At 44.8% G+C, this 22,374-nt stretch carries 17 protein-coding genes; 9 read left to right on the forward strand and 8 right to left on the reverse strand.

Translation table 11 applies throughout. The annotated features are described in order from the left end of the window. Positions 1 to 174 precede the first annotated feature (174 nt). The gene (locus LEPTO7376_RS01870) at positions 175 to 1,944 is read left to right on the forward strand and encodes a sugar phosphorylase (protein WP_041764700.1); all 1,770 of its coding nucleotides are present in this window, start codon (positions 175 to 177) and stop codon (positions 1,942 to 1,944) included. Next, a complete protein-coding gene (locus tag LEPTO7376_RS01875; protein WP_015132600.1) occupies positions 1,928 to 2,773 on the forward strand; it encodes a mannosyl-3-phosphoglycerate phosphatase in 846 nt (281 codons plus the stop codon). Before LEPTO7376_RS01870 ends, LEPTO7376_RS01875 begins: the two co-directional genes overlap by 17 nt. A gap of 20 nt (positions 2,774 to 2,793) precedes the next feature. On the opposite strand, the gene LEPTO7376_RS01880 is transcribed toward LEPTO7376_RS01875, so the two are convergent. Then, complete coding sequence (locus LEPTO7376_RS01880; RefSeq protein WP_015132601.1) at positions 2,794 to 4,170, reverse strand: MFS transporter; 1,377 nt, start codon at positions 4,168 to 4,170, stop codon at positions 2,794 to 2,796. A 278-nt stretch (positions 4,171 to 4,448) separates the two neighbouring features. Then, entirely contained in the window at positions 4,449 to 5,060 is a 612-nt protein-coding gene (locus LEPTO7376_RS01885) for a DUF3122 domain-containing protein (protein WP_051188699.1), read from the reverse strand. 33 nt (positions 5,061 to 5,093) lie between these two features. Between LEPTO7376_RS01885 and LEPTO7376_RS01890 the strand changes: the two genes are divergently transcribed. Continuing rightward, a complete protein-coding gene (locus LEPTO7376_RS01890; RefSeq protein WP_015132603.1) occupies positions 5,094 to 6,728 on the forward strand; it encodes a hypothetical protein in 1,635 nt (544 codons plus the stop codon). A gap of 21 nt (positions 6,729 to 6,749) precedes the next feature. Here LEPTO7376_RS01890 and LEPTO7376_RS01895 read toward each other — a convergent pair whose 3' ends face one another. Both LEPTO7376_RS01895 and LEPTO7376_RS01900 read right to left on the reverse strand, forming a co-directional pair. Then, positions 6,750 to 7,832: a hypothetical protein gene (locus tag LEPTO7376_RS01895; RefSeq protein ID WP_015132604.1), complete on the reverse strand. Its 1,083-nt coding sequence runs from the start codon at positions 7,830 to 7,832 to the stop codon at positions 6,750 to 6,752. Between the two features lie 185 nt (positions 7,833 to 8,017). Then, the gene (locus LEPTO7376_RS01900; protein ID WP_015132605.1) at positions 8,018 to 9,541 is read right to left on the reverse strand and encodes a site-2 protease family protein; all 1,524 of its coding nucleotides are present in this window, start codon (positions 9,539 to 9,541) and stop codon (positions 8,018 to 8,020) included. A gap of 132 nt (positions 9,542 to 9,673) precedes the next feature. On the opposite strand from LEPTO7376_RS01900, the gene LEPTO7376_RS01905 reads away from it, so the two are divergent. The 3 genes from LEPTO7376_RS01905 to LEPTO7376_RS01915 all read left to right on the forward strand — a co-directional run bounded on the left by LEPTO7376_RS01905 (position 9,674) and on the right by LEPTO7376_RS01915 (position 12,660). Beyond that, positions 9,674 to 10,345 carry a hypothetical protein gene (locus LEPTO7376_RS01905; RefSeq protein WP_015132606.1) on the forward strand — a complete coding sequence of 224 codons (672 nt, stop codon included), beginning with the start codon at positions 9,674 to 9,676 and terminating at the stop codon, positions 10,343 to 10,345. Between the two features lie 168 nt (positions 10,346 to 10,513). After that, positions 10,514 to 11,845: a hypothetical protein gene (locus LEPTO7376_RS01910; protein WP_015132607.1), complete on the forward strand. Its 1,332-nt coding sequence runs from the start codon at positions 10,514 to 10,516 to the stop codon at positions 11,843 to 11,845. Between the two features lie 2 nt (positions 11,846 to 11,847). Next, positions 11,848 to 12,660 (forward strand): DUF1822 family protein, encoded by an 813-nt coding sequence (locus LEPTO7376_RS01915; RefSeq protein WP_015132608.1) that lies wholly within the window; start codon positions 11,848 to 11,850, stop codon positions 12,658 to 12,660. Positions 12,661 to 12,692: 32 nt separating this feature from the next. On the opposite strand, the gene LEPTO7376_RS01920 is transcribed toward LEPTO7376_RS01915, so the two are convergent. The 3 genes from LEPTO7376_RS01920 to LEPTO7376_RS01930 form a co-directional block, all read right to left on the reverse strand. Further along, positions 12,693 to 14,306 (reverse strand): mucoidy inhibitor MuiA family protein, encoded by a 1,614-nt coding sequence (locus LEPTO7376_RS01920; protein ID WP_015132609.1) that lies wholly within the window; start codon positions 14,304 to 14,306, stop codon positions 12,693 to 12,695. 65 nt (positions 14,307 to 14,371) lie between these two features. After that, the gene (locus LEPTO7376_RS01925; protein ID WP_015132610.1) at positions 14,372 to 15,556 is read right to left on the reverse strand and encodes a patatin-like phospholipase family protein; all 1,185 of its coding nucleotides are present in this window, start codon (positions 15,554 to 15,556) and stop codon (positions 14,372 to 14,374) included. Between the two features lie 184 nt (positions 15,557 to 15,740). Next, positions 15,741 to 16,097: a helix-turn-helix domain-containing protein gene (locus LEPTO7376_RS01930; RefSeq protein ID WP_015132611.1), complete on the reverse strand. Its 357-nt coding sequence runs from the start codon at positions 16,095 to 16,097 to the stop codon at positions 15,741 to 15,743. Positions 16,098 to 16,320: 223 nt separating this feature from the next. Between LEPTO7376_RS01930 and LEPTO7376_RS01935 the strand changes: the two genes are divergently transcribed. The 3 genes from LEPTO7376_RS01935 to LEPTO7376_RS01945 all read left to right on the forward strand — a co-directional run bounded on the left by LEPTO7376_RS01935 (position 16,321) and on the right by LEPTO7376_RS01945 (position 19,102). Continuing rightward, positions 16,321 to 17,163 carry an enoyl-CoA hydratase/isomerase family protein gene (locus LEPTO7376_RS01935; RefSeq protein WP_015132612.1) on the forward strand — a complete coding sequence of 281 codons (843 nt, stop codon included), beginning with the start codon at positions 16,321 to 16,323 and terminating at the stop codon, positions 17,161 to 17,163. 151 nt (positions 17,164 to 17,314) lie between these two features. Beyond that, complete coding sequence (locus tag LEPTO7376_RS01940) at positions 17,315 to 18,286, forward strand: LLM class oxidoreductase (protein WP_015132613.1); 972 nt, start codon at positions 17,315 to 17,317, stop codon at positions 18,284 to 18,286. Between the two features lie 9 nt (positions 18,287 to 18,295). Continuing rightward, positions 18,296 to 19,102, forward strand: coding sequence for an SDR family NAD(P)-dependent oxidoreductase (locus LEPTO7376_RS01945; RefSeq protein ID WP_015132614.1), 807 nt, complete (start codon positions 18,296 to 18,298; stop codon positions 19,100 to 19,102). Here the strand turns inward: LEPTO7376_RS01945 and LEPTO7376_RS01950 are convergent. Beyond that, a complete protein-coding gene (locus LEPTO7376_RS01950; RefSeq protein WP_015132615.1) occupies positions 19,094 to 22,366 on the reverse strand; it encodes an EAL domain-containing protein in 3,273 nt (1,090 codons plus the stop codon). The two genes, LEPTO7376_RS01945 and LEPTO7376_RS01950, sit on opposite strands and share 9 nt — an antisense overlap. Between the last annotated feature and the right edge of the window lie 8 nt (positions 22,367 to 22,374).

Consider the following 22,374-nt stretch of genomic DNA (forward strand, 5'->3'; position numbering starts at 1 on the left):
CTTTGGGATTTTTATGTGGGCCGAACTAGCAGGGGAATCTTGATCGACGTTTGGTTCTCGTAAGGTGATGGGATCTATGCAGATGTCCTATTGCTTTATTTGGATGACATAGCGGCTCGTTAATGCATGATTTTGGGGTGCTCAAAGAATTATGTCTATTTGTTTGATGTAACTATGACTGATGTTTTGTCTGATTTTGCTAAACGTCTCCGATATTATTTGCCCACGCTCTATCCAGAGGTTGAGTTTGAGGCGTTACAAGAAAAAGTTTTAGCGGCGATCGCCCCCCATGCTTTAGCAGAACCGCCGGAGAGAACCACGTCCAAAAATCTGTGGGACGAGAAAACAATGCTGATGATCACCTATGGAGACACATTATTGCCCAGTGATAGTGAGTCTGATGGCGATCGCCCTACCCTACCGATCTTGAAAGAGTTTCTAGATAAGCATCTCAAGGGTGTCCTCAGCGGCGTCCATATTTTGCCGTTTTTCCCCTATAGCTCTGATGATGGCTTTGCGGTCATCGATTATTTACAGGTGAATCCAAAACTGGGGACTTGGGAGGATATTGCGGCGATCGCCGAGAACTTCGAAGTGATGGCAGATCTCGTGATCAACCATATTTCCAGCAAATCAGAATGGTTCCAACAGTTTTTACGCCAAGAAGAACCTGGCTGCAACTATTTCATCGAATATCCCCCAGAAACAGACTGCCACCAAGTGATCCGACCCCGGAATAGCCCGCTCCTCACTCCTGTCGAGACAGCCAATGGCACCAAACACGTATGGACAACCTTTAGCGCGGATCAAGTCGATGTTAACTTTGCTAATCCTGATGTGCTGCTGGAATTTATCAATATTTTGCTGAGCTATTGCAAAAATGGCTCACGATTTATTCGTCTCGATGCGGTGGGTTTTCTCTGGAAAAAACTCAATACTCCCTGCATCCACCTCCCCGAAACCCATTTCGTGATTGAGCTAATTCGGGAAATGTTAGCAGTCACCTATCCTGAAACGGTGGTCATCACAGAAACGAACGTACCGAATCGCGAAAATCTCAGTTATTTCGGGCGGGGCAATGAAGCCCACATGATCTACAACTTCAGCCTGCCACCACTCCTGCTCAATGCTCTTATCCGGGGTGAGGCGAAGCATATCAAAACATGGATGAAGAGTATGCCGCCAGCCCAAGATGGTTGTGCCTACTTCAATTTCGTCGCCTCCCACGATGGCATCGGATTACGCCCAGTAGAGGGATTAATCGAAGGGGAAGAATTTACCGAACTGATCGACACGATGAAGAGTTTTGGCGCAAAGATTAACTATCGGAGTCAAAGTGATGGCACGAACAAACCCTATGAATTAAATATTTCTCTGTTTGATGCACTCAAAGGCACTGTTAAAGGAGCCGATGAATGGCAACGGCAACGATTTCTCTGTGCTCAAGCGATCATGATGGCCTTAGAAGGTGTACCCGCCATCTATATCCACAGTTTTTTTGCGACACCGAATGATTATGCCAAGTTGGAAGCGACGCAGCATAATCGCAGCATTAACCGCCACCAGTGGGATTACGATAAACTCTGCGCCAAACTGGTTGACCCTGAGACCGATCAACATTGGGTCTTTAATGAACTTAAACGGTTAATTAGCATTCGGCGTCAACAACCTGCATTTCATCCGAATGCCACGCAATATACACTCGATTTTCGGAGTCAGGCAATTTTTGGGGTATGGCGGCAAAGTCGCGATCGCCGTCAGAGTATTTTTTGTCTGTATAACCTTAGCAATCGCCCAAAATCTGTGGCAGTTTCAAATTTAAACTTGATTTGTACAGACGAGTGGCATGATCTCCTTGGTGGCTTGCAAATTGATGAGCAGACCGAAACACTACATTTGAACCCCTACCAAATTGTTTGGATTACCAATGTTCCTTTGCTTTAGTGACCTCGACGGCACGTTATTAAACCACGACGATTACCGTTATGATGCGGCCATCCCCACCATAAAAAAACTTCAGGCGGCGGGGATTCCGGTGATGCCCACCACCAGTAAAACCAAAGCGGAAGTGATTGATTTACGGGCAGCATTGGGACTCAATGACCCGTTTATTGTGGAAAATGGCAGCGGTATTTTTCTAGAGCTGGACGACAAACGGTTTGATTTTCAGTCCTTGGCGATCGCCGAAAATCTGAGCCTAAATCCTATCGATGGTTTAAATACAGTGACCTTAGGCGTGACATATGAACAGGCACGACAGGGTTTAAAACACCTCTCAGAGGAGATTGACGAAATCTTAAAAGGGTTCGGAGATTTAACAATCGCTGAATTACAGGCAGTCACAGATTTGCCAGAGAATGCGCTAAAACGGGCTTGCGATCGCCAATTTAGTGAGCCTTTTATTCGACCAAAAACTTCTGTTGATACTCTTGAGGCGATCGCCAAAACCGCTAATTTCAAAATTTTAGTGGGTAATCGATTTTGTCATTTACTTGGTGCTGGCGCTGCGAAAGGTCGTGCTGTTCAGCTGATGACAAAAGCATGGCAACTCACCCATAGCACTGAGCAAAAAATCACGACAATCGGTTTGGGAGATAGCCCCAATGATCTGTCGATGCTTCAAGCTGTGGATGTCCCCATTGTTGTGCCGGGAGTTAAAGGTGCCCATCCCAACCTAATTCCCTACATCGAAAAATATGGTTGGCAAATTGCTCCAGCAACAGGCTGCCTGGGTTGGTCTGCCGCAGTGGAAAAGGCGATCGCCTCACTATGATCTTTCAGTCAGATTTTTAATCAAACATTTAAACCAACTTGCAACGGCGGATTTGTTGCAGAATCCTCATTGGTATCTTTTTTTGGCTTATTGGCATCGAAAATACGGTAGGTCAAATAGGGTAGCGTTAACGTTAAAGCAATCCCCAACAGAGCCCCCCAATCCAGACCATTTGCGGTGTTTTCTTGCCATGCCTGCCAATACATTTCGAGGTGGTGAAACATAAAAAATGTACCGAAAACCATATACAGTGATCGCTCTCCTTGATTACGGCAGGAATAACCACCGAGGGCACAATAAAACAAAATTGAGGCAATCCCCCACAGGGTTAACTGCCCACTCACACCCAAAAATAATTCTGTCAGGATAGTTGATTGGTAAATAAGACCATGCCACAAAGCCATCATTACGACTGCAAAAATCACAAAAAATTTGCGCCGACCCAGAAATAGCAGTAGTCCCCATAAAGCATAAGAGCAGCCAAACAACAGTGGCGATCGCACAGAATTTGCCAGCACACCACCCCCTTCAAAAGGATTCACAATACCCATCGGCAGATAACCCATCAGACTATACCCAATGGCTTGCCCAAAATCATAAATCAACCTTCCAGCTGCACTAAAAGCAAAATCAAATAACGGTACTGCAAACATTAAAGCGCCAACAAAAAGACCAATGCCAAGGGGAATCCAAAATTCTTCCTCAATATCCATCGAAGCGATCTTTTCATAAAAAGATTGTTTGCGGTTGGGCTGTAAATCTTCCAGTAAAATTTTTTCGTTCCAATCTGGTGCCACTTGCCTTGAGGCAGAACCCATCACATGCACTCGTTCCATCTCTGGCAAAGCAGAATATTGCAGCAGCTCATAAATCACCATCAGACAATCTGCGCGCTTAGGCACTTCTTGGCCCCGCAGCTCGATCCGCAAAGTGCCTCTCTTTTGCTCTATTACCCTAGCTGCTACATTAAAGTCTTTCAAAGTTTCATTAATGGCGATCGCCAATTGCGCTGACGAGGTAAAAGTCTCCGTTTGTTTGATGGTGCTCGTTGCCGTTGTCGTGGTGATCGCCTCAGACAGATCATTACCTTCATCTAAAGCAATCTCACTCATCAAAAATGTTTTCTGCCAGACCACTTGAAGTTCGCCGTAGTGTCTTGCAGAGATTTTGACGAGCTCAACATTCTCCGGCTGCAACTCATACAGCAATTGCTCAATAGACGGCATAATTTCTTCAGGCGAAGGCGGTTCGAGGCTTTCGACACTGAGATTGAGGCAATGACGATCCGGCGTTGCGATCACCCACACATTGAAGCGTGCGAGGTGATTTCCTAAAAAACTGGCGATCGCCTGAGGCTCTCCCTGTTTTGCGTAGCGATTTAGCCGAGACTTTTCCATAGTGCCGATATAGCCGAACCTGACAGAACAAACAACCGCCGCACCAAATTCTCTGCCATTCACTCACGACACCCAGGCCGTAATCTTTCGACATTAAAAAAGCAGCGCAGCATTTTCTATTTGTTACTACGGATACATTTCCGGCTGACAGGATTACTTGCCTGTATTACAAGGCTTCCAGAGTACTGATTATCATTTGGATAACAACTCAAAAAGAGATTAAAAGCTTGCAGGGCAAAGCCTTGAGCGTTCTGCTAATCATCTGATTAAAGTTTTGGTTAAGAGATCAGTTGCCACTCTAGTACAAATGACGTAGGGATTTTCAATATTGACCTTGGGATAGTCGGCAATTCAAGGATTACAGGTTCATCCTCTGGGAGCTGCGAAACAATCTCTGTCACATCAAATTGCCCAACACTAGCCATAGGTGCGCCGTCTTCAAACTCATCATGAGCCTGAAAATCTTGTCCAGTGCGAGTCCGGATAACTAAAGGCTGGGGATGCTGAAACTCGATCTGCCCCGGAAACCCAACAAGACGTAGTTCTGTATGACCAATCACGCCATCCTGAACATCTTGGAATACCACGACTTGCCAAGATCGACGATCAATATCTCGCATTGATCGACGGGACTGATCGAGCATTTCTCCAGTGCCATTGTGATACTGACGAATTTCTGCATTGCTAAGCGGTGCCCAAAAGCTATCACCAAGCAGTAACAACAGACTTAAACCCAAAATAATCACAAAACGTCGAAGAATACGCAGCGCTTTTTTGCGATAAGAATCTTGTGCAGATGTTTCTGTGTTGATCATTTTTTGTAACGGGTGAGCCGTGGCAAAAACCTGCTTATATGATGATGACACAGTGCAATCAGGTTGCGCCGTCACACTGAAGTTTGCTTTGTTAGGAGTAGGTTTGGCATGAAAATATCTTGGCGATCGCCATTACTGTGGAGCTGCGCTGTTGCATTATTAGTGGCCTGTGAAGATACAGCAACTAATCCTGGCGAGTCTGCTAATAACACTGTAGAGGAAACGCCTACTGCCAATTGCCCAAGCAGTGATCCTGAGGCTCGTAAATTTGACGTTAACAGCCAACCCTACCTCACTGATATTTTCAACTATGCCCCTCAGGAAATAGAGCTAAGCACTGATACTGTGACCTTTCAAACAATCAATCATGATCTGGTTTTCTGCCGCGAGAATAGCGAGTGGTCAATTTTGCCACCTAGTATTGAACCACCCAGTGATGAATTTGACGAAGCAGCCTTTGAGGAATTGAGTGATCCGCCTCCTACAACCATTGAAGCAGATGGTCAATCATTCGAGTATCGCACCAACCTTTCCCCAAACCCTTTTCCTGATTACACCGAAAATCCAGATAAGGTAATTTTTGAGATCACCCCTCCGGATGCCAGTAGTCCCTACACTCTAGATCTCTACAACCTTGAGCAACTCCGCGCCTCTGGGATTGGCTATGATCTCGGTTTTCCAGAGGTAAATGGTGCTGTCCAAGTGGGTGACTCATTATTTTTTGCGGTTTCTTCAGAGCAGGGTGAGGGCTTTAACGGCTTAACAACTCTAATTCGCTACGACATCAACACAAATGATTTAGAAAAAACACAACCAGTTAATCTCATCGCAGAGCAAATCACCGATATGCTCGTCACCACTGTTGATGAGGAAGTGACGCTATGGTTTGGTACGAAATATTCCGCTGAGGGTTCTGGTTTAATTCCAGCCAAAGGTTTAGTGACCTATACGTTTACGGCTGATTCATGGCGACAGGGAAAAACAGCAGCTTACAGTGTGCACAATAGTCCGCTTGTGGGTGCTATTCCAACGGATTTGACTTTGGATGATGAGGTGATGTGGGTTGCTACGGGCAGCGGTATTTGTCAGTTTCCATGGCAAGACGTGAAGGATTGGGATGCTTGGCAATGTTGGGAATTTATCTTAGAGACAGAGATTCCGACAGCGGGTATTCCGCTATATGGGAGTCTTTTGAGCACAACGCCAATTACAACTCTCACGCCATCAGACGACAATGAAATGACGGAAGTGTATTGGTGGTCTAGCATGGAGCCGCTGGGATTTGAAGAAGAGTCTGAGCGACTTGGTCGATTTGAGGTAGCTTATCCGGTCGGACTGGAGGTGACGGTTCCAGAGGGCGGCTATCGCTGGCTTAATGAGGATTCTGTGCAGCCAACACCGCCTTGGGAAACGAATGTTTTCTGGCCAGGACGAGAATGGCACTGGGAAGACGATCGCTTTGTACGGGGTTTTGATGAGGTGAATATTAATTTCCTAGCGTTGGGTGCGTCTGGTGTTAGTGCCAACGGTTTTACGGATGCGGGCATTCTGGATGCCAATGCCCTGCGCGGCGAGCTAGATTTGATTGACATGACATCAGAAAGCACAACGGTGCAATATTTTTCGGGTTGGGTAGAGGAGTCTCAATTGGAACCTTATTTCACAGTTATTCCTTCCCGTAAATCTCAGCCCGCCACGCCAAACCCTCTTGAGGCGATCGCCCCCAATTTAGAGTCGTTCTAACAGGAGATTTTTATTACTCAATTATTGGCCTTGAGTATTAGTTGACCAAAGAGGTTGGAAATCTTTTGTATATAGAGCCACCTCTCCGGTTTTATGAAAGGCGAAAACCGCTTCGGGATTACCGCCAGTCTGAGTTGACCAAAGGGGTTGACCTCTTCGGGAAATAATAATATTGCCATTAGGTTTAATCGTCAGCAAATCAGAGGGATCTCTTGGCGTCCATGTATTACTGGACCAAATCGGTCGGCCCGTCGAGTTATAGAGAACGAAATTGCCATCGATCTGAAACGTTAAGCGGTAGCCACCACAAGTTTTCCATTCAGTACCAGGTTTAATGATTAAGTCTGCGCCACCAGCCCGCAGCAAAATATCGTCTTGGCAGGGTTGATTACTAGGAGTTTGTAGTCCAGATAGAACGGTTTGAAGAGGACGCACTTCTGGCACAACGGCGATCGCCCGAGGGATTTTAGGTTGATTTAGTGCTGCGTCAAAGTTGGCAATAATGTCTTCTTGAATCCAATCGTTTGTGTCGAGGCGATCGCCTTGATTCTCAAATTGATAGCAACCAAAGTTCGGGTCGCAAGGCAAGTCACCAAGGCTCGCATTCTTATTCTCGTTGGGCAGTTGGAAATAGTTTAGAAACATCCCCACTTGCGGACCTACGACAGCGGAATATGAAATCGCTTGATTCTTTGGTGGCTCGACAAAAGCCACAAGCTCAATCGGCCGCTCGATCAAAGGGACAAGTTTAGCGATGGATTGCACGCCGACTCCTTGTCCAATCAGAAAAATCGGACGACCTTCGGGGATACTGTTAAAGGTATATTTCGCATCAATGACCGACACGCTATTGGGCGATCGCCGCTGAATACTTAATGGCAAATTATGGCCACCAATAAAATCGCTTGGGGATACCTGCCAAACTTCGGCATCTAAATCTTTTAGGGCAGACTCAATCGTAGTCATCTGGGACGCATTATCACTCACCAAAATTGCGAGGGGAGATGCTGTTTCTGCAAAGACTGGATTGGAAAGTGCAATGGCCGGAGTGATCGCAAAAACAGTAGCAAGACTGAGCTGGGAAAGAGATGCAGATATCTTCATTGGTGGCAAGAGTGACTGGGCAAATAAACTGTCAGAATCAGAGAAAGATTGCGGCGCAAAGATGCTGTAGTTTTACAGTCTTTCTACTAAAAAATCAGTAGAAATTTCAGATCAGTTTAAACGTTTTATCCTTGCTTCAGCACAAGAATCACCCTTTTAGCAGAGATGTCATTGAGACAATTAATCTAAAAATTCAACCATGTGGCGATCGCCCCTGGCAGTGGCAAGAAAATTAGCATCACAAACACTAAATTAACAATGCCCAAAATATCGCGGCGATTATCCAGATCCGTGACATCGTTTAACGCTGGCTGATGGGCTAGTGGCATCAAAATCGCAAACACCGCGAGGAATACAAAATTAGGCTGCACAAAGGCGATCGCAATCATACAAAGGCGTGTTACTTGGGCAATCACACCCGCTGTCCGTTGACCAAATACTGCATGGGTCATTAATCCGCCATCCAATTGCCCAATGGGTAAAAGCTGCATTCCACCAAAAATAAAGGCCACATATCCGGCGATCGCCACAGGATGAAGATCAATGGCCATATCGGTTGTGAACTGTGCGCCCATTGCCAAGCGACTGATTAATGCGAGGAGAAATGAAAACCTCGGATCAAACTCATTCAACGTTAATAATGTGGCTTCTTCCGGTAGCGGCACGACTTGCGACAAACTGAGACCAATCCATAGACAAGGCAACGTGATCACCATGCCAATAAACGACCCAGCAGCCGAAATATCAAACAGAGCTTGGCGGTGGGGAATGGGGGATTTTCGTTGGGTATAAGCACCCAGAGTTCCCACAAAAAATGGAATCGGCACGAAATAGGGCAAGTGCGCCTTCACTTTGTAATAGAGACCCACAAAATAATGACCAAGCTCATGCAGCCCAAAAATTAGAACAATGAGCAAACCATAGGGTAATCCTTGCCACAACAAATCAGGATTCTGTTGGAGGATTTCTGGGTCTACATTTTGTAATTCCAAGCCCATCACTGTCGTGGTAAATACCGTAATCAGCATCAAGGCGATCGCTAACAAAGGACGGGTTAACGGCTCTTGATTTTCTGACTCTTGTTCTGCCTTCCAAGGATTTGGAACGAGAGCAAAAAAGGGTTGACCTTTAAAACTTTCTTGGAATACCACGACAAAGCGATCGCCAAACAAATTCTCGATATTGGTGCGAATCGTTTGATAGGCATCCTTTGGCACTGCCCGCAGCTTACCCTTACAAATCACAGCCTGGGGATAATAATCAATATTCTGTAGATAAAAAGTCCCCCACGGGAAACATTGCCTCAGGGCTTCTTCCTCTTTACTACTGATGGGGCGATTGGCTTTTTTCGGCTTGTTTAAATTTTTTAGTTCTTCTTTCTTTAGGGAAATCCGATTAGCAAGGGTGGCAGCATCGGGAAGTTTTTCATCAGTTTGAGGTTTATCCTCACCCTCTTTCGTTGGCGGTTTACCCCATTCAATCAGTGACCAATAGGTAATTGGCGAAATAATGAGCAGCGGTAACATCGCCAAGATTGGCATTGGCACCGACGCACCATAGATCAAAATCCAGATGAGCCAAGACGATGCAGGCAACATCATCACTAACCACAGCAAGCCAATGGGTGCCTTATTTTCCGGCGGTACAGTGCGACGGATTAGGGCATAGGTCAACATACCCATGATAAAAAATAGCAGCCAGACTTCCATGAAATTCGATGTTTAACCTTGTTAAAAATACTTCAGACTCTCGACGGCGATCGCCACCACAAATAAATTGTCGAAACCCCGAGGGAATGCAACAATAGTAGCGATTTATGCACAGAAATAGGCGACACCGCGTTGAACAATCCCCGTCCCCCCAAGCCCCCTCGCGAGATATTCCCCACGGTCTATAGCTTCACACCAAATCGCGAAACTTTGGGAGGGAGATCATACTTCATTGTAGAAAAAAGCGGCAATACTTTGGTAGATTGTCCCCCTTGGCATGAGGCGATCTCCGATTTTCTGCAGAAACAGGGTGGCGTTAAGACGTTATATATTACTCACCGAGCAGCAATCAGCAACCAAGTTGCAAAGATTCAGAGTGCTCTCGACTGTGAGATTGTGATCCAAGAACAAGAAGCTTATTTAATGCCAGAGGCAAAGGTCACATCTTTTCAGGACAACTGGCAACGGGGAAATTTAACGGCAATTTGGACACCAGGATTTTCCCCAGGTTCCTCTTGCCTCTACTACGAAAATGAGGGAGGCTGCTTATTTACAGGTAGACATTTGCTTCCCAATCAAAATGGTGAACTTTTAGCACTCCGTACGGCAAAAACTTTTCACTGGAAACGCCAACTGCAAAGCATCGAGAAACTCGTCCAACACTTTAATGCAGCAACAGTGAGCAATATTTTACCTGCTGCCAATATTGGTTTTCTAAGGGGACAAGGGTATCTCTCAGAAGCCTATCATCAACTTAAACTTGCGATCGACCGCTCCCAAAATCAGCCCGAAGTCAATCTATAAAAACTGGGCGAAATCATTCTCTCCATAAGGATCTGTTAGATTAGTGGGCATCAACAGTGGCGTCTCTACAATAGCTTGCCAACCATAAGGATTTTCAGGGTAATCCGATGGATATTGGCGCTTTCGATTTCAGATTCAAATTTTTACAATATTTAGGATAATTCCACTGTGTCAACGACAAACCCTGTGGCTTCACTCCGTCAATTTCTGTTGACCTATCAACCTCAAGATGTGGTCGAACGGAAAATGCTGGATATTTTGCTTAGGGGACTCGATCTTCAACAACAATCCGCAAATCTTGGCCTCACTCCTCGCCAACGACGTCGTCTCAAGTTTGAGTGGAAAAAGTGGCGATCGCACCTATTGCTAGATGTGTTTTATCGGTTGCCTTCCCTCTCACGTCCACAACGGGAAATCGCAGCACAATACCGTGAGGATTATGATAGTTTGCTCAATGATGTTGCGATGGAATTTGTCGCACGTATTTTGACAGAATTTCAGCCAGAACAGGTCACCCAAGGACAAAGTTTAACGGCAAAATTGAGTATTTGGGTTAACTGTAAATTGCGTTTAAAGTGGCGGCTGCTCGACCTTATTACGCCTCAGAAAAAGACCAATCAAATTAAAGTTCTAGAAATCATTTTGGAATTAGCTGGGCGATCGCTAGATGGATTTACCAAGTCAGAATTTCTGGAAATTATTCAGCAGAAAAATAATATTTCATCGACCTGGGCTACTGAATTTTTGATGGAGTTGTTGCCTCAGTTTTGGTCAGCGCCCTCGGAAGATGATCGCTACTTTTTTGATTGCCAACGGTTAGAGGATTATCTCGATCAGATGCAACAGCAACTGTACACCGTTAGTCTCGACCCGGCGATCGCCACTAAAATTCCTGCGCCATCTTCATCGGAATCTACATCTGATTCCCCGACCCTAGCGACAAAGATCTCAAATCTTCTCCTTGAACACCGAAAAACCTTACAAAAGATCTGCGTCAAAAATAATCCCAACTGTCACTGCACTCTCTTGCTCGAAAAATATTTTCAGCAGCAACTCTATCAAGTCAAAATCAACGAAGAAAGCATCACCAGACTGCTAGGAGTCAAACGTCCGACCTACCAATCACACCTCGAACGCAAATGTCTCCCAGCCTTCTGGGAATTGGCAATCTACACCTCACCGGTAAGCCAAATCAACCCACAAACCCAGGAAAGCCCACTAAAACAGTACATCGAAACAGATCCAGAATCTCGTTTAGGCAAATGCTATTATATCGATAGAAATGGCGGCGAATATCCCGACTGTAACAGCCAAAATCTCGCGAAGAAATTATTGATTTTTTTCACCCCAAAACCCGAAAAGTGGAAAAATTTAGCTTTGTATTACCAACTCAATCGGGATACTCTAATTCGGTTTTGGAAAATGAAATGTTTATTTCTGATTAGCCTCATCACATTTGAATTAGAGTCAGAGATTTCGGATCGTCTGGAGGTGGAATAAACATGGTTAATCCAGAGACCAAAACGACGATCAATATTCCCCAAGCCTGGCTGGTGATCGCCGAAAAATTTGCAGCGGAACAAATCCAGCTGGAAGCCCAAACCCAAATTTTCCAACAAACATTAGCGGTTTATGGATTACAGAAATATTTGCAATTGGGAGACATCTCAACAGCCTTAGAGGAAAGCTACAGTTGGCACCCTCAAACCCGCATTCTGACCGGCTGGGCAGATTTATTGCTCCCTGAACATGGCCGTATTTTATGTTGTTTCGCAGATCAAAGTGGGCAGGTCACTTTACCGCCAATTTTGCCGTTGAACACCCTTGGATTTATCGTGGCTGATCTAGCTGCTGATAATGTAGCCCTCGATCTTGTTGGTTTTCTACCACAACGTCAGATCGCTCCGGAAGCAAAGCAGTTCTCTACACAAAATCTTCAGGCGATCGCCACGGTATTTGATGAGTTATACCTTCTTTCTGAGGAGCAATATTTAATCAAAACTGAAATAGAGAAAATTGCAACGAAAGATAAGGAACTCAATCTCTATTTCAATACTTTTTTGATGCCAGATAATCTATTAGATATCGTCAACCAACTCAATCAAACTGTTGAAAAAAGTACTGTTGAAATCCAAAATCTTTTCTCTCTAGCAAAATCATCTTTTTCAGGTTCAGAGTACGCTGTCGCTGAAGCAAATTCTATTGAATATATTGATAATCTCAATCGCGACAAAATCACTCAAGCAAGTACAAAACTAACGCAAACATTATTAGCAAAAACTCGTGAATTGCATCAGGAGCTGAAAGCCATCTAGTTGCAATTTCAATTGGCGATCGCCAATCCCACTTATTCCAATAAACCTCTAATTTCAAGATTGGGCGGATATTCTACAGTGAACTGATAGGCGAATAGTTGCTCACCGCCAGCCACAATTTCTGTTTTCCATTCGAGAATTCCAAGCTTAGTGGGTTCCACTTTTGGCTCGACTTTCTGAAGATTTACTTTGATTTTTTCATGGCGTCCCACCGGAATCTGTTCTTGTAATGTCAGTGATTGCGACTGCTCCCGCAAATTTTTGACTTTCACTTCATAGGCATAGGTAATCCGACGCAACTTACTGATCAAGGTTTTATCGACTTGGCGATCGCCTAATTTACGCTCAATTTGCAGCCCTTCATCAATGCCAAGATTTAGAGTAACTTCCTGTCCAGGCGAAATATTTTTGAGATTATCTTTACCGACAAATGCTTGGTCACGGAAAAGATTGGCAACCCCCGGCAATAATGTCACGCCGTCAGTGGGATTGAGGAAAGTGGCTTGGAGGTAGGCAAAACTCACCTTGCGAGGTAGAGCCAAATAATTCAGCTTGAGAGGATATTCTCCGTGAAAAAGCGTGACTTGATGGGGATTGCGATCACTAGGAATATCACCGCCGGCTCCCACATGAAAAGTCACGGTGCTGCCTTGCCGTTTCACTTCGGATTTGACAGGAGTAGCCTCTTCCATAATTTCCTCTGGTGCCGCCGCTGACTCTGCCATATCATCAAAGGCTGCTCCAACCATAGGCTGTGGCGATCGCGATTTTGATTTTTTGCGAGGCATGGCAGCGGCACGGGGAGCTGGAGGTGGAACCGGCTGCCGAATATTGAGATACCAAGGTGACAGTTCCGGCGGAATAATACCCTGTTGCACCTGCGCAGTCGAAATGGTGAGATCTGCATTCTGCCAATCTTCGCCAGTACTTTGCACCACATCGGCAAGGTAATCGAGGGTCAATGTTTTAGTGGCGGTATCGATGGCGAGATCGTAACGCGGCAACCATGAGGCCTGACTCACTTGATAGCTGATTTCCAGCTCGAAATCACCGCTGCCATCCACTTCCACAGAGAGAGCCAACTCATAATGTCGTTTTTTTGAGGGATTTCGCAGAAGAGATTTTTGTTGTTCGAGAGCTTGGATTTCGCGGTTTAGCTGACGGATTTGTTCGTTATACGTCTGAATCTGCTCAGCAAATGTTTGATGTTGGTGGCCGACAAAGTCGAGAAAGTTACTGGCTTTATCCAGGGTGATTTTTCCCGCCGCTAAATTTTTCGCAAATCGCTCAATGGATTCTTCACTGAGATTACCAATAAAGTTTTGTTGGAGTTCTAGGGTTTTGAGGCGATCGCTCTGGGTTTTGAGCTGTGTTTGTAGCGCCTCAATATCGCGGTCTAGTTGTGCAATTTTCTGATCAGCGCTTTCGACAGTGACAATAGTTTCGGTGGCGATCGCCAGGAATTTCACGGCGGCAGTACCACGGCCTTTTACTCGAATCGAATCAGGGGAAACAGTCAGCGGCAACGGCGAAATGAGCCAATGTTGATCCTCGGGCGTTACCGAAAAATTGCCCTTACGCGTCACCATTGCCCGGTCACTTAGAACCGTTACCGCGGCGATCGCCGTGTCGATATTACGAGCCATATTGTCACTATCCCCAGACTACCTAGACCTCTCTACGGTAATACCTCTCTCCAATCCGTTAATACCTAGTCACACTTATGGGGATACTTATTAGTCGGATACTGATTATTCTCAATAAATTCGGCGATCGCCTCATTAGGAGGAACAGAATCTCGAAGAGTAGTACGAGCCAAATCCCGAGACAATAATTCTCCATCTAAATAACACTGAGCAAAATCTTTGTAAGCCTTAAATAGGTCAGGATTATCAATCGCTCCAAACTGTTTTTTCAGAAAAGCCTGATGAACTGACTCTACCTCTTTTAATTTTGAATATCCTTCATTATCCATATACTGTTCTCGACTCGGAAGCGCATAATCCAAACGCAAAACTCGCTTCGCATTTTCATCGCTTTCCTGCCGAATAATCTGCCAACAAATCGCAGCGTTAACCTCATTAGGAGCAGGCAAAAATAAATCTGGCAAACGTTGCACCCATTTCAATGCCCCCCAACGTCGCACTTGCTTATAACTAAACGGCTCAATCGATTCTCCAGTACCGATAGACAGCACCGCTAAATCATTCAGTGTGTAATCTGGCGGATTATCAACAGCATCCCGATAGGGCAAAAATAAAGCGTGGGCAATACCAATTAAAGCGGGATTATTTACAGAAACACCACCATCAATAAAAGGTCTTTCGGTGCCATCTTTATAAGGCAATTCAAATGGCGGGAAAAAAGTTGGAGCTGCGGAAGAACAGGTACAAATTTTCCAAATAGGAACTGAGTCATACCAAACGGGATCAGTCTTCGGATTATTACTACAAAACCAATTTGTACGACGGGCTGTTAAATCATAAGAAGGAATTAATAAAACAGGCGCTTCATCCGGAAGAGCACCCATCGCAACATCACCGAATTTTTCTTCCAGGACTTTCCCTAAACCAGTTTTATTGTTGTATAGTCCCAGGTTTGAGAGAAGGCCTGTAAATCGACGTCGAAAGCGCATCCCTGAAGGAAAGATGCGATCGCCATTCTCTTCATACAAATCGAGCAATTCTTTGGCGGACATCCCCAGTGCAATACCTGCCGCCAATAGAGAACCAGTGGATGTACCAGTTACGAGGTCAAAATACTCATGAAGCTTACAGCCGTCATATTTGGCACTGATCTCAGCTTCAATTTTGGCAAGGATTTGGGCTGTCATTACCCCTCGAAAGCCCCCGCCATCTAAAGCTAGGATTTTATATGGTCTCTCATTTGTAGTCATCGGCTCACCCTGAATCAAAGGATTTATGTCTGTACTGCCGTTAACTCTGATTTGATTGGTGATTAGAATTCGGCAACATTCATAGTCTTGCCACAAGAATAGATCGTGTTATTGACACAAACACTACAGTTTAGTGAAAGTTTATTTTTTTGATGTATCAGCTCAGAATAATCGCCAACTTAAACTATGATTCTTCATCAGTTTTTTCTTCCGCTAATCGGCGCGCTTTAAAATCACGCCCCCACTCCTGCATATCAACCAAAATTTGCTCTAGGGTGCGGCCAAAGTCGGTAAGTTCATATTCCACACGGGGCGGCACTTCGGCATAAACATGGCGCGAAATCACCCCATCAGCTTCTAGTTCCCGCAATTGCAAAGTAATCATCCGCTCTGTGGCATTGGGAGTGAGTCGCCGCAATTCTCCGAAACGTTTGCGCCCATCGAGGAGATGACAAATTAGAATTGCCTTCCAGCGACCGCCAATAACGCTCAGCGTCGCCTCCACATCGCAGCCTGTTTTCCAATTATATTTTCTTGCCACAGCCTAAACGTTCCCGTAATACAAACAATCACCTCCATTACTTACAAAAATGTAGGTACTTGTCAATATCTTTGTAGCGGATCTAAGCTAGCTATTGAGGAACAACACCCCATATCAATTGATTTGTTCCCTTCCATCTTGTCTCTAACCTTTTCAAAATTTAGGGACAAACACTGGTTTTTAATCACTATTTTGCAAATTCAAAAGATTTAGGAGTAATCCCATGGATGATAAGTTCACAACCTTTACCGTTCGCGTCGAAAAGGCGATCGCCTGGGTGACTTTCGATTTCCCGCCTGTAAATGTGCAGGGTTTACCGATGTTGGCTGATTTGAATATGTTGGCGCAGCACCTTGAAGCCAATCGCGACATTAAGGTGGTGGTGTTTCAATCGGCTCATCCTGAGATTTTTGTGGCCCATGCCGACACCAGTTTTCTCAAAGAAATGTCTGCCCAAGCTGTGTCCCGCGATGAGGTAAAACTCCTTGATTTGCAGGTGGTTTTGGAACGTATCAGTAAATTACCCCAGGCCACAATCGCTAAAATTGAAGGCTTTGCGCGGGGTGGCGGCCATGAATTTGCCTTGGCCTGCGATATGCGATTTGCAGCTCGTGGTAAAGCAAAGTTTATGCAAATGGAAGTGGGCATGGGGATTTTGCCTTGTGGTGGTGGCGCATCGCGGATGGCTCGACAAACAGGTTTAGGTAAGGCGCTGGAAATTATTTTGGGGGCGCAGGATTTTGATGCCGACCAAGCGGAAGCCTATGGCACAGTGAACAAAGCCCTTGACCCCGATGAAATTGGTGCTTATGTGGAAAATTTGGCGCATCGTATTGCCCTTTGGCCTGCTGAATCCATCAATGCTTGTAAGCAAAGTGTTTATGAATCCATCGATAAACCGATTGATGAAGCACTAAAAGCGGAAGCATATTGGCTCTATCAGGCGACAAGTCAAACCCCTGCCCTCGAACGTTTTCAGTGGGCTGACGATAATGGTGCACAGTTCGATATGGATAATCAGCGAGCTTGGGAAAAGCTGGTCGTTGGTGTTCAGGAGATTAATTAATATCTCTACAAAAGTTCCCCTCTTGGGAGGGGTTAGGGGTGGGTTTTCGATAAGTGGCGCAACCGACTGAAACCCCTTCCGCCTACGGCACCTTCCCCGAGGAAGGATGAAATTTCTTTAAAGCTGGCTCATTAGGAGGTCAGAAGTTCAGATGCTTAAAACAAAACAAGAACAAGAACAAGCATTTCAAACGATTAATCGGGGCTATGACCAAGTTTTTCAAGCGAATCGATTGACTGTGGGTTTGGTCGTCCCCCTTGAAAACCATGGCTATAATCCTGTGCCGACTATGGCGCATCATCTTGAACAAATTCAATTAGCAGAATCACTAGGTTTCGCATCGGTTTGGTTACGGGATGTGCCGTTTAATGTACCGACTTTTGGAGATGCAGGCCAAACCTATGATCCCTTTGTTTATCTTGGTTTTTTGGCGGCACAAACAAAAAAAATTGCCCTGGGTGTTTCCAGTATTATTTTGCCTGTGCGACATCCTGCCCATATCGCTAAAGCTGCGGCAACAGTTGATGTACTTTCCGGTGGTCGATTAATTCTGGGAGTTGCATCCGGCGATCGCCCGGAAGAATATCCCGCTTTAAATTTATCGTTTCATGATCGTGGTGCGAGATTTCGAGAGAGTTTTGAATATATTCGGCACATGAGCGAGGACAAACCTTCTTTCTCGAATGATTATGGTGTGGTGACGGGGGGAATGGATATGTTGCCGAAACCAACCGCTAAAAAATTACCGTTGCTGATCACTGGGGGCAGTCAACAAAATCCTGATTGGCTTGCGGAAAATGGCGATGGTTGGATGATTTATCCGCGCAATATTCCGCTACAAGCAAAGATTATTAATGATTGGCGATCGCATCTCAAAGCTTCTGGTCAACCGAATAAGCCCGTGCTGCAACCACTTTATATTGATTTGGCCGATGATCCCCAAGCAAAACCGCAACCGATTCATCTGGGATTTCGCCTCGGCACCAAACACTTATTTAACCACCTCAAATCTTTAGAAGAAATTGGCGTGAACCATGTGGCGCTAAACCTGCGTTTTAATAAAGCCAATATTGAGACCACCATGAAACGTCTCGCCGATGAAATTTTGCCGGAGTTTACCTAGAAGAAAACCATGACCAAAACAATTTTGATTACAGGTTCGACGGACGGCATCGGTCTTGAAACCGCCAAGAAATTTGTGTCCCTCGGCCATACAGTTTTGATCCACGGCCGTAATCCAAGCAAGCTTGAAAACGTTGCGAATGCTCTTGCTGCTGAAGATGGCCAAGTAGAAAGTTATCTTGCTGATTTGTCCCACATGGCTGATGTTGAAGCTATGGCACAGGCGATCGCCGCCAAATATTCTAAGTTGGATATCCTCATTAACAATGCAGGCATTTTCAAGACAGCAAATCCCATTACTGATGATGGTCTAGATGTGAGATTTGTCGTGAATGCGATCGCCTCTTATTTCCTCACCCAAAAACTGTTGCCTCTAATGACAACTGAGGGAAGAATTATCAATTTATCCTCTGCCGCCCAAGCCACCGTAAATTTAAAAGCATTAGCGGGTCAAATTAAAATTGCCGACGATTTTGAGGCCTATGCCCAGAGCAAAACAGCCATCACAATTTGGTCACATGTCCTTGCTCAAACAAACGGAAACCCTATCATTATTGCTGTTAATCCGGGTTCACTTCTTGGTAGCAAAATGGTCAAAGAAGGATTTGGGATGGCCGGCAAGGATATTCAGATTGGCGTAGATATCCTGACTCGTGCGGCACTATCTGAAGAATTCGCCACAGCTTCCGGTAAATATTTTGATAACGACTCCAAACGGTTTGTGATCGCCCATGCCGATGTCGAGAATCCTCAAAAGTCCAAAGAGGTTGTTGAGGCGATCGAAACTGTTTTAGCGAAACTCACAAAATCACTTTAAACAGTCTAATGACTGATTAGCGACATCCATTGCGAGAAAACTTTTTTCAATTTCACTGCAACCTAGTGGCTTTGAAAATAAATAACCTTGCCCTAATTGACACTCAAGATCTTGCAACCATTGCAGCTGTTCTTTTGTTTCGATTCCTTCTGCAACAACCGTTAAATCTAATTGCTTACTCAAGGTAATCAGCGCCTGAACAATTTGATAGTTGCGATCGCCCACTTCCATAAAACCAATAAAAGATCGATCAATCTTTAAATTATTGGCAGGCAATCGGTGAAGATAGCTCAAAGACGAATAACCAGTCCCAAAATCGTCAATGCTAATTTGAATGTTGCGAGCTTTAAGTTGGTTGAGCAACTTGATAGTTTGGTCAATATCGTCAATCACCATACTTTCAGTCACCTCCAAACAAATGTCAGTGCCATCTAAACCTGTTTCAGCTAGCGTTTTTTCAATGCCTTCAATTAAGTTGGCTCTATGAAGACTCTGGGCAGAGAGGTTGATACTCATTTTGAGCGGGAAACAATCAGGGAATCTCGATTTCCAATCGGCCAATTGATGACAGGCAGCTTTAAAAACATAACGATCTATTTGTGCAACCAAACCAGTTTCCTCGGCGATCGGCACAAAATCTGCTGGTGAAACCATGCCATGGTCAGGATTTTCCCAGCGAACAAGGGCTTCGAAGCCCACCAGCTGACGATTTAAAATATCAACTAAAGGCTGATAATAAACAATAAATTCTTTTCGTTTGACAGCCTTGCGGAGACTTGTTTCTAGATTTAGCCGATACATCATTTGTTCATGCATCGCCGAATCGAATAACTGATATAAGTTTCGTCCCCGGGATTTTGCACGGTGCATGGCAATATCAGCATCGCGAATTACATCAGCAGCCTGATGATATTCATGGGTGCCAATCACGATGCCAATGCTTACACTCGTAAATATTTCATATTCACCAATAAAAAGTGGTGTTTTAAAATCGACTAAAATCTGCTCAACAATCTGAATAATGTCTTCAGTTTTATCGATATCTTCTAATAGGATTACAAATTCATCGCTGCCAAACCTTGCGACAAAATCAACTTCCCGTACATGCTTTTCTAGCTTCCGGGCGATCGCCAATAAAAGCTGATCCCCAATCAAGTAACCCAAACTATCGTTAATTACTTTAAAGCCATCAAGGTCAAGGAAGAGAAGGGCATAACGATAGTCATCCATCTCCTGCATGCGAGCAAGCACAAATCTTAACCGCTCCATTAACAAAGTTCTATTCGGCAAATTCGTGAGAGGGTCATGAAGTGTATGGTGAAGGATCAGCTCCTGAGCTTGCTTGAAATTGCTGATATCCGTGATTGTGCCGATATAGCCAATAATCTGTCCATCTTCATCATGTTCTGCTACTGCCTGAGCAAACACCCAAGTAGCAAAACCATCTGGTCTTTTAAATTGAAACTCTAAATTAAAAGGCCGTTCTTCTCGGATTGATTGCTGCCATTCATTGAGAATGGCTTCTTGATCACTTGGATGGAGTCCTTGCATCCAGCCAGCCCCCAAGGCTTTTTCTGCCTCGATTCCTGCAATCCGACACCAGCGCTCATTAACATAGACACAATTGCCTTTTGCATCGGTGCGATAAATGCCGACTGGAGCTGTAGCAGCAAGGGTCGCAAGACGTTTTTCGCTCTCCTTCAAACGAATTTCTGTTTGACGACGCTCAATTAATTCGCCATGAGCTTGTTGATAAGCTGTCGCCTGCTGGATGGCGATCGCCAACTGAGTTGCCAATTGCTCAAGTAAAGTGACCTCTTCAGGATGCCATTGCCTAGGAGCACAGCTTTCTGTAGCCTCCAGTAAACCCCACAGCTTTCTCCCTTCAATAATGGGGAGTAATACTTTTGCTCGTGTTTGTAGTTCTTCTAATAAAGATAGATGGCATTTAGCCATGTCAGATTGGTAAATATCAGCAACGACTCGGACTCGTCCATTTTGATAAGCATCAACCCACTCCGGTGAAAAACAGGGATCATAAACCCGTTGTCCGAGCTGAGACCTCACCTTATCGGAGATCGCTTCAGCAACACTGATCACAGCATGATCAGACTGAAATTGCCAAATTGCAACGCGATCACATCCCAAAAATGCCTGGAGTTTTTCAACCGTTGTATCAAGAATTGGTTGCAACTCTAGAGAGAGTCGAATTTGAGAAGCAACACTGGCTAATAAATGAGAATGCTCAGCCTGAGTTCTCAGGGCTAATGTTCGTTGTTCAACCAAATGCTCCAATTCAAGGGCACGATTCTCCAGAAGTTCTATTTTTTCAGCTTCTAACCGCAGTACCTTTGCATCTAGGATCTCAGCTAGTTTGTAGAGTTCTAGTGAGTTAAATGCTTGTAAGACACTGGTCTTAGTCACAATACCGAGTAATTCTCCTTGGGAACCCGTAACTGCGACACGTCCGATAAACCGCTCTTCCATCAGCTGTTGCACATCCCAGAGAGAATCTTCAGGCTGAACCGAAAAAACAGGCGAACTCATCACAGCATTCACTTGGCATGCATGTAATGAGATCCCCAATGCTTTGAATTGAACGATATCGCGTTCAGTAATAATTCCGATGGGAATCTGGAGAGGTTGCTGATCTTGATCTAATTGTTGCCGCACAATCACAACGGAACTAATCCGTCTCTCTGCCATGAGAGTCGCAACGTCTAACATGTCCACATGAGCATTTGCATAGATGACATTGGTGGCCATGATTTCTTTAACCAATTGGAGGCGCAGCAAATCTATAGGGCGTAATATATGCTGCAAACTTTCATGGGTTAATAATCCAGTGAGATTACCTTCGTCATCGAGCACAGGCAAATGACGAATACGATTCTGCTGAAAAACATTTAAAGCGCAAAAGATATCAACAAACTCTGATTCACGTAGGGTAATGACCTCTCCACTCATGACATCACTCACACGCAAATTGTCCAAAACAATCTGTTGAGTGGTTAATCGCACGACATCTCTCTCTGTGAGGATCCCGAGCAATTGATTATTTTCAGCCACAATGACACAGCTAGAACGGGCTGCAATTTCGATATCGATACGATTAATTTCTTTTTCCACCCAACAGAGATTGCGTAAGCCACTCATTTGGGAGATGACATCCATCACCATCGTTTCTGGAGAAACAACCAAGGGCGATCGCACAATTGCCAAGTCGAGCTCATCTTGCGTTAAACCAGTTACTTTGATGTCCATATGAGGCG

Source organism: [Leptolyngbya] sp. PCC 7376 (assembly GCF_000316605.1).
In the GTDB taxonomy this organism is placed as follows: domain Bacteria; phylum Cyanobacteriota; class Cyanobacteriia; order Cyanobacteriales; family MRBY01; genus MRBY01.

What these genes read in the sequence shown, in the direction of transcription:
- LEPTO7376_RS01880 (WP_015132601.1), bottom strand. Translation starts at nt 4,170, where the DNA reads ATGGAAAAGTCTCGGCTAAATCGCTACGCAAAACAGGGAGAGCCTCAG.
- LEPTO7376_RS01950 (WP_015132615.1), bottom strand. Translation starts at nt 22,366, where the DNA reads ATGGACATCAAAGTAACTGGTTTAACGCAAGATGAGCTCGACTTGGCA.
- LEPTO7376_RS01890 (WP_015132603.1), top strand. Translation starts at nt 5,094, where the DNA reads ATGAAAATATCTTGGCGATCGCCATTACTGTGGAGCTGCGCTGTTGCA.
- LEPTO7376_RS01870 (WP_041764700.1), top strand. Translation starts at nt 175, where the DNA reads ATGACTGATGTTTTGTCTGATTTTGCTAAACGTCTCCGATATTATTTG.
- LEPTO7376_RS01920 (WP_015132609.1), bottom strand. Translation starts at nt 14,306, where the DNA reads ATGGCTCGTAATATCGACACGGCGATCGCCGCGGTAACGGTTCTAAGT.
- LEPTO7376_RS01935 (WP_015132612.1), top strand. Translation starts at nt 16,321, where the DNA reads ATGGATGATAAGTTCACAACCTTTACCGTTCGCGTCGAAAAGGCGATC.
- LEPTO7376_RS01940 (WP_015132613.1), top strand. Translation starts at nt 17,315, where the DNA reads ATGCTTAAAACAAAACAAGAACAAGAACAAGCATTTCAAACGATTAAT.
- LEPTO7376_RS01915 (WP_015132608.1), top strand. Translation starts at nt 11,848, where the DNA reads ATGGTTAATCCAGAGACCAAAACGACGATCAATATTCCCCAAGCCTGG.
- LEPTO7376_RS01875 (WP_015132600.1), top strand. Translation starts at nt 1,928, where the DNA reads ATGTTCCTTTGCTTTAGTGACCTCGACGGCACGTTATTAAACCACGAC.
- LEPTO7376_RS01945 (WP_015132614.1), top strand. Translation starts at nt 18,296, where the DNA reads ATGACCAAAACAATTTTGATTACAGGTTCGACGGACGGCATCGGTCTT.
- LEPTO7376_RS01925 (WP_015132610.1), bottom strand. Translation starts at nt 15,556, where the DNA reads ATGACTACAAATGAGAGACCATATAAAATCCTAGCTTTAGATGGCGGG.
- LEPTO7376_RS01895 (WP_015132604.1), bottom strand. Translation starts at nt 7,832, where the DNA reads ATGAAGATATCTGCATCTCTTTCCCAGCTCAGTCTTGCTACTGTTTTT.
- LEPTO7376_RS01900 (WP_015132605.1), bottom strand. Translation starts at nt 9,541, where the DNA reads ATGGAAGTCTGGCTGCTATTTTTTATCATGGGTATGTTGACCTATGCC.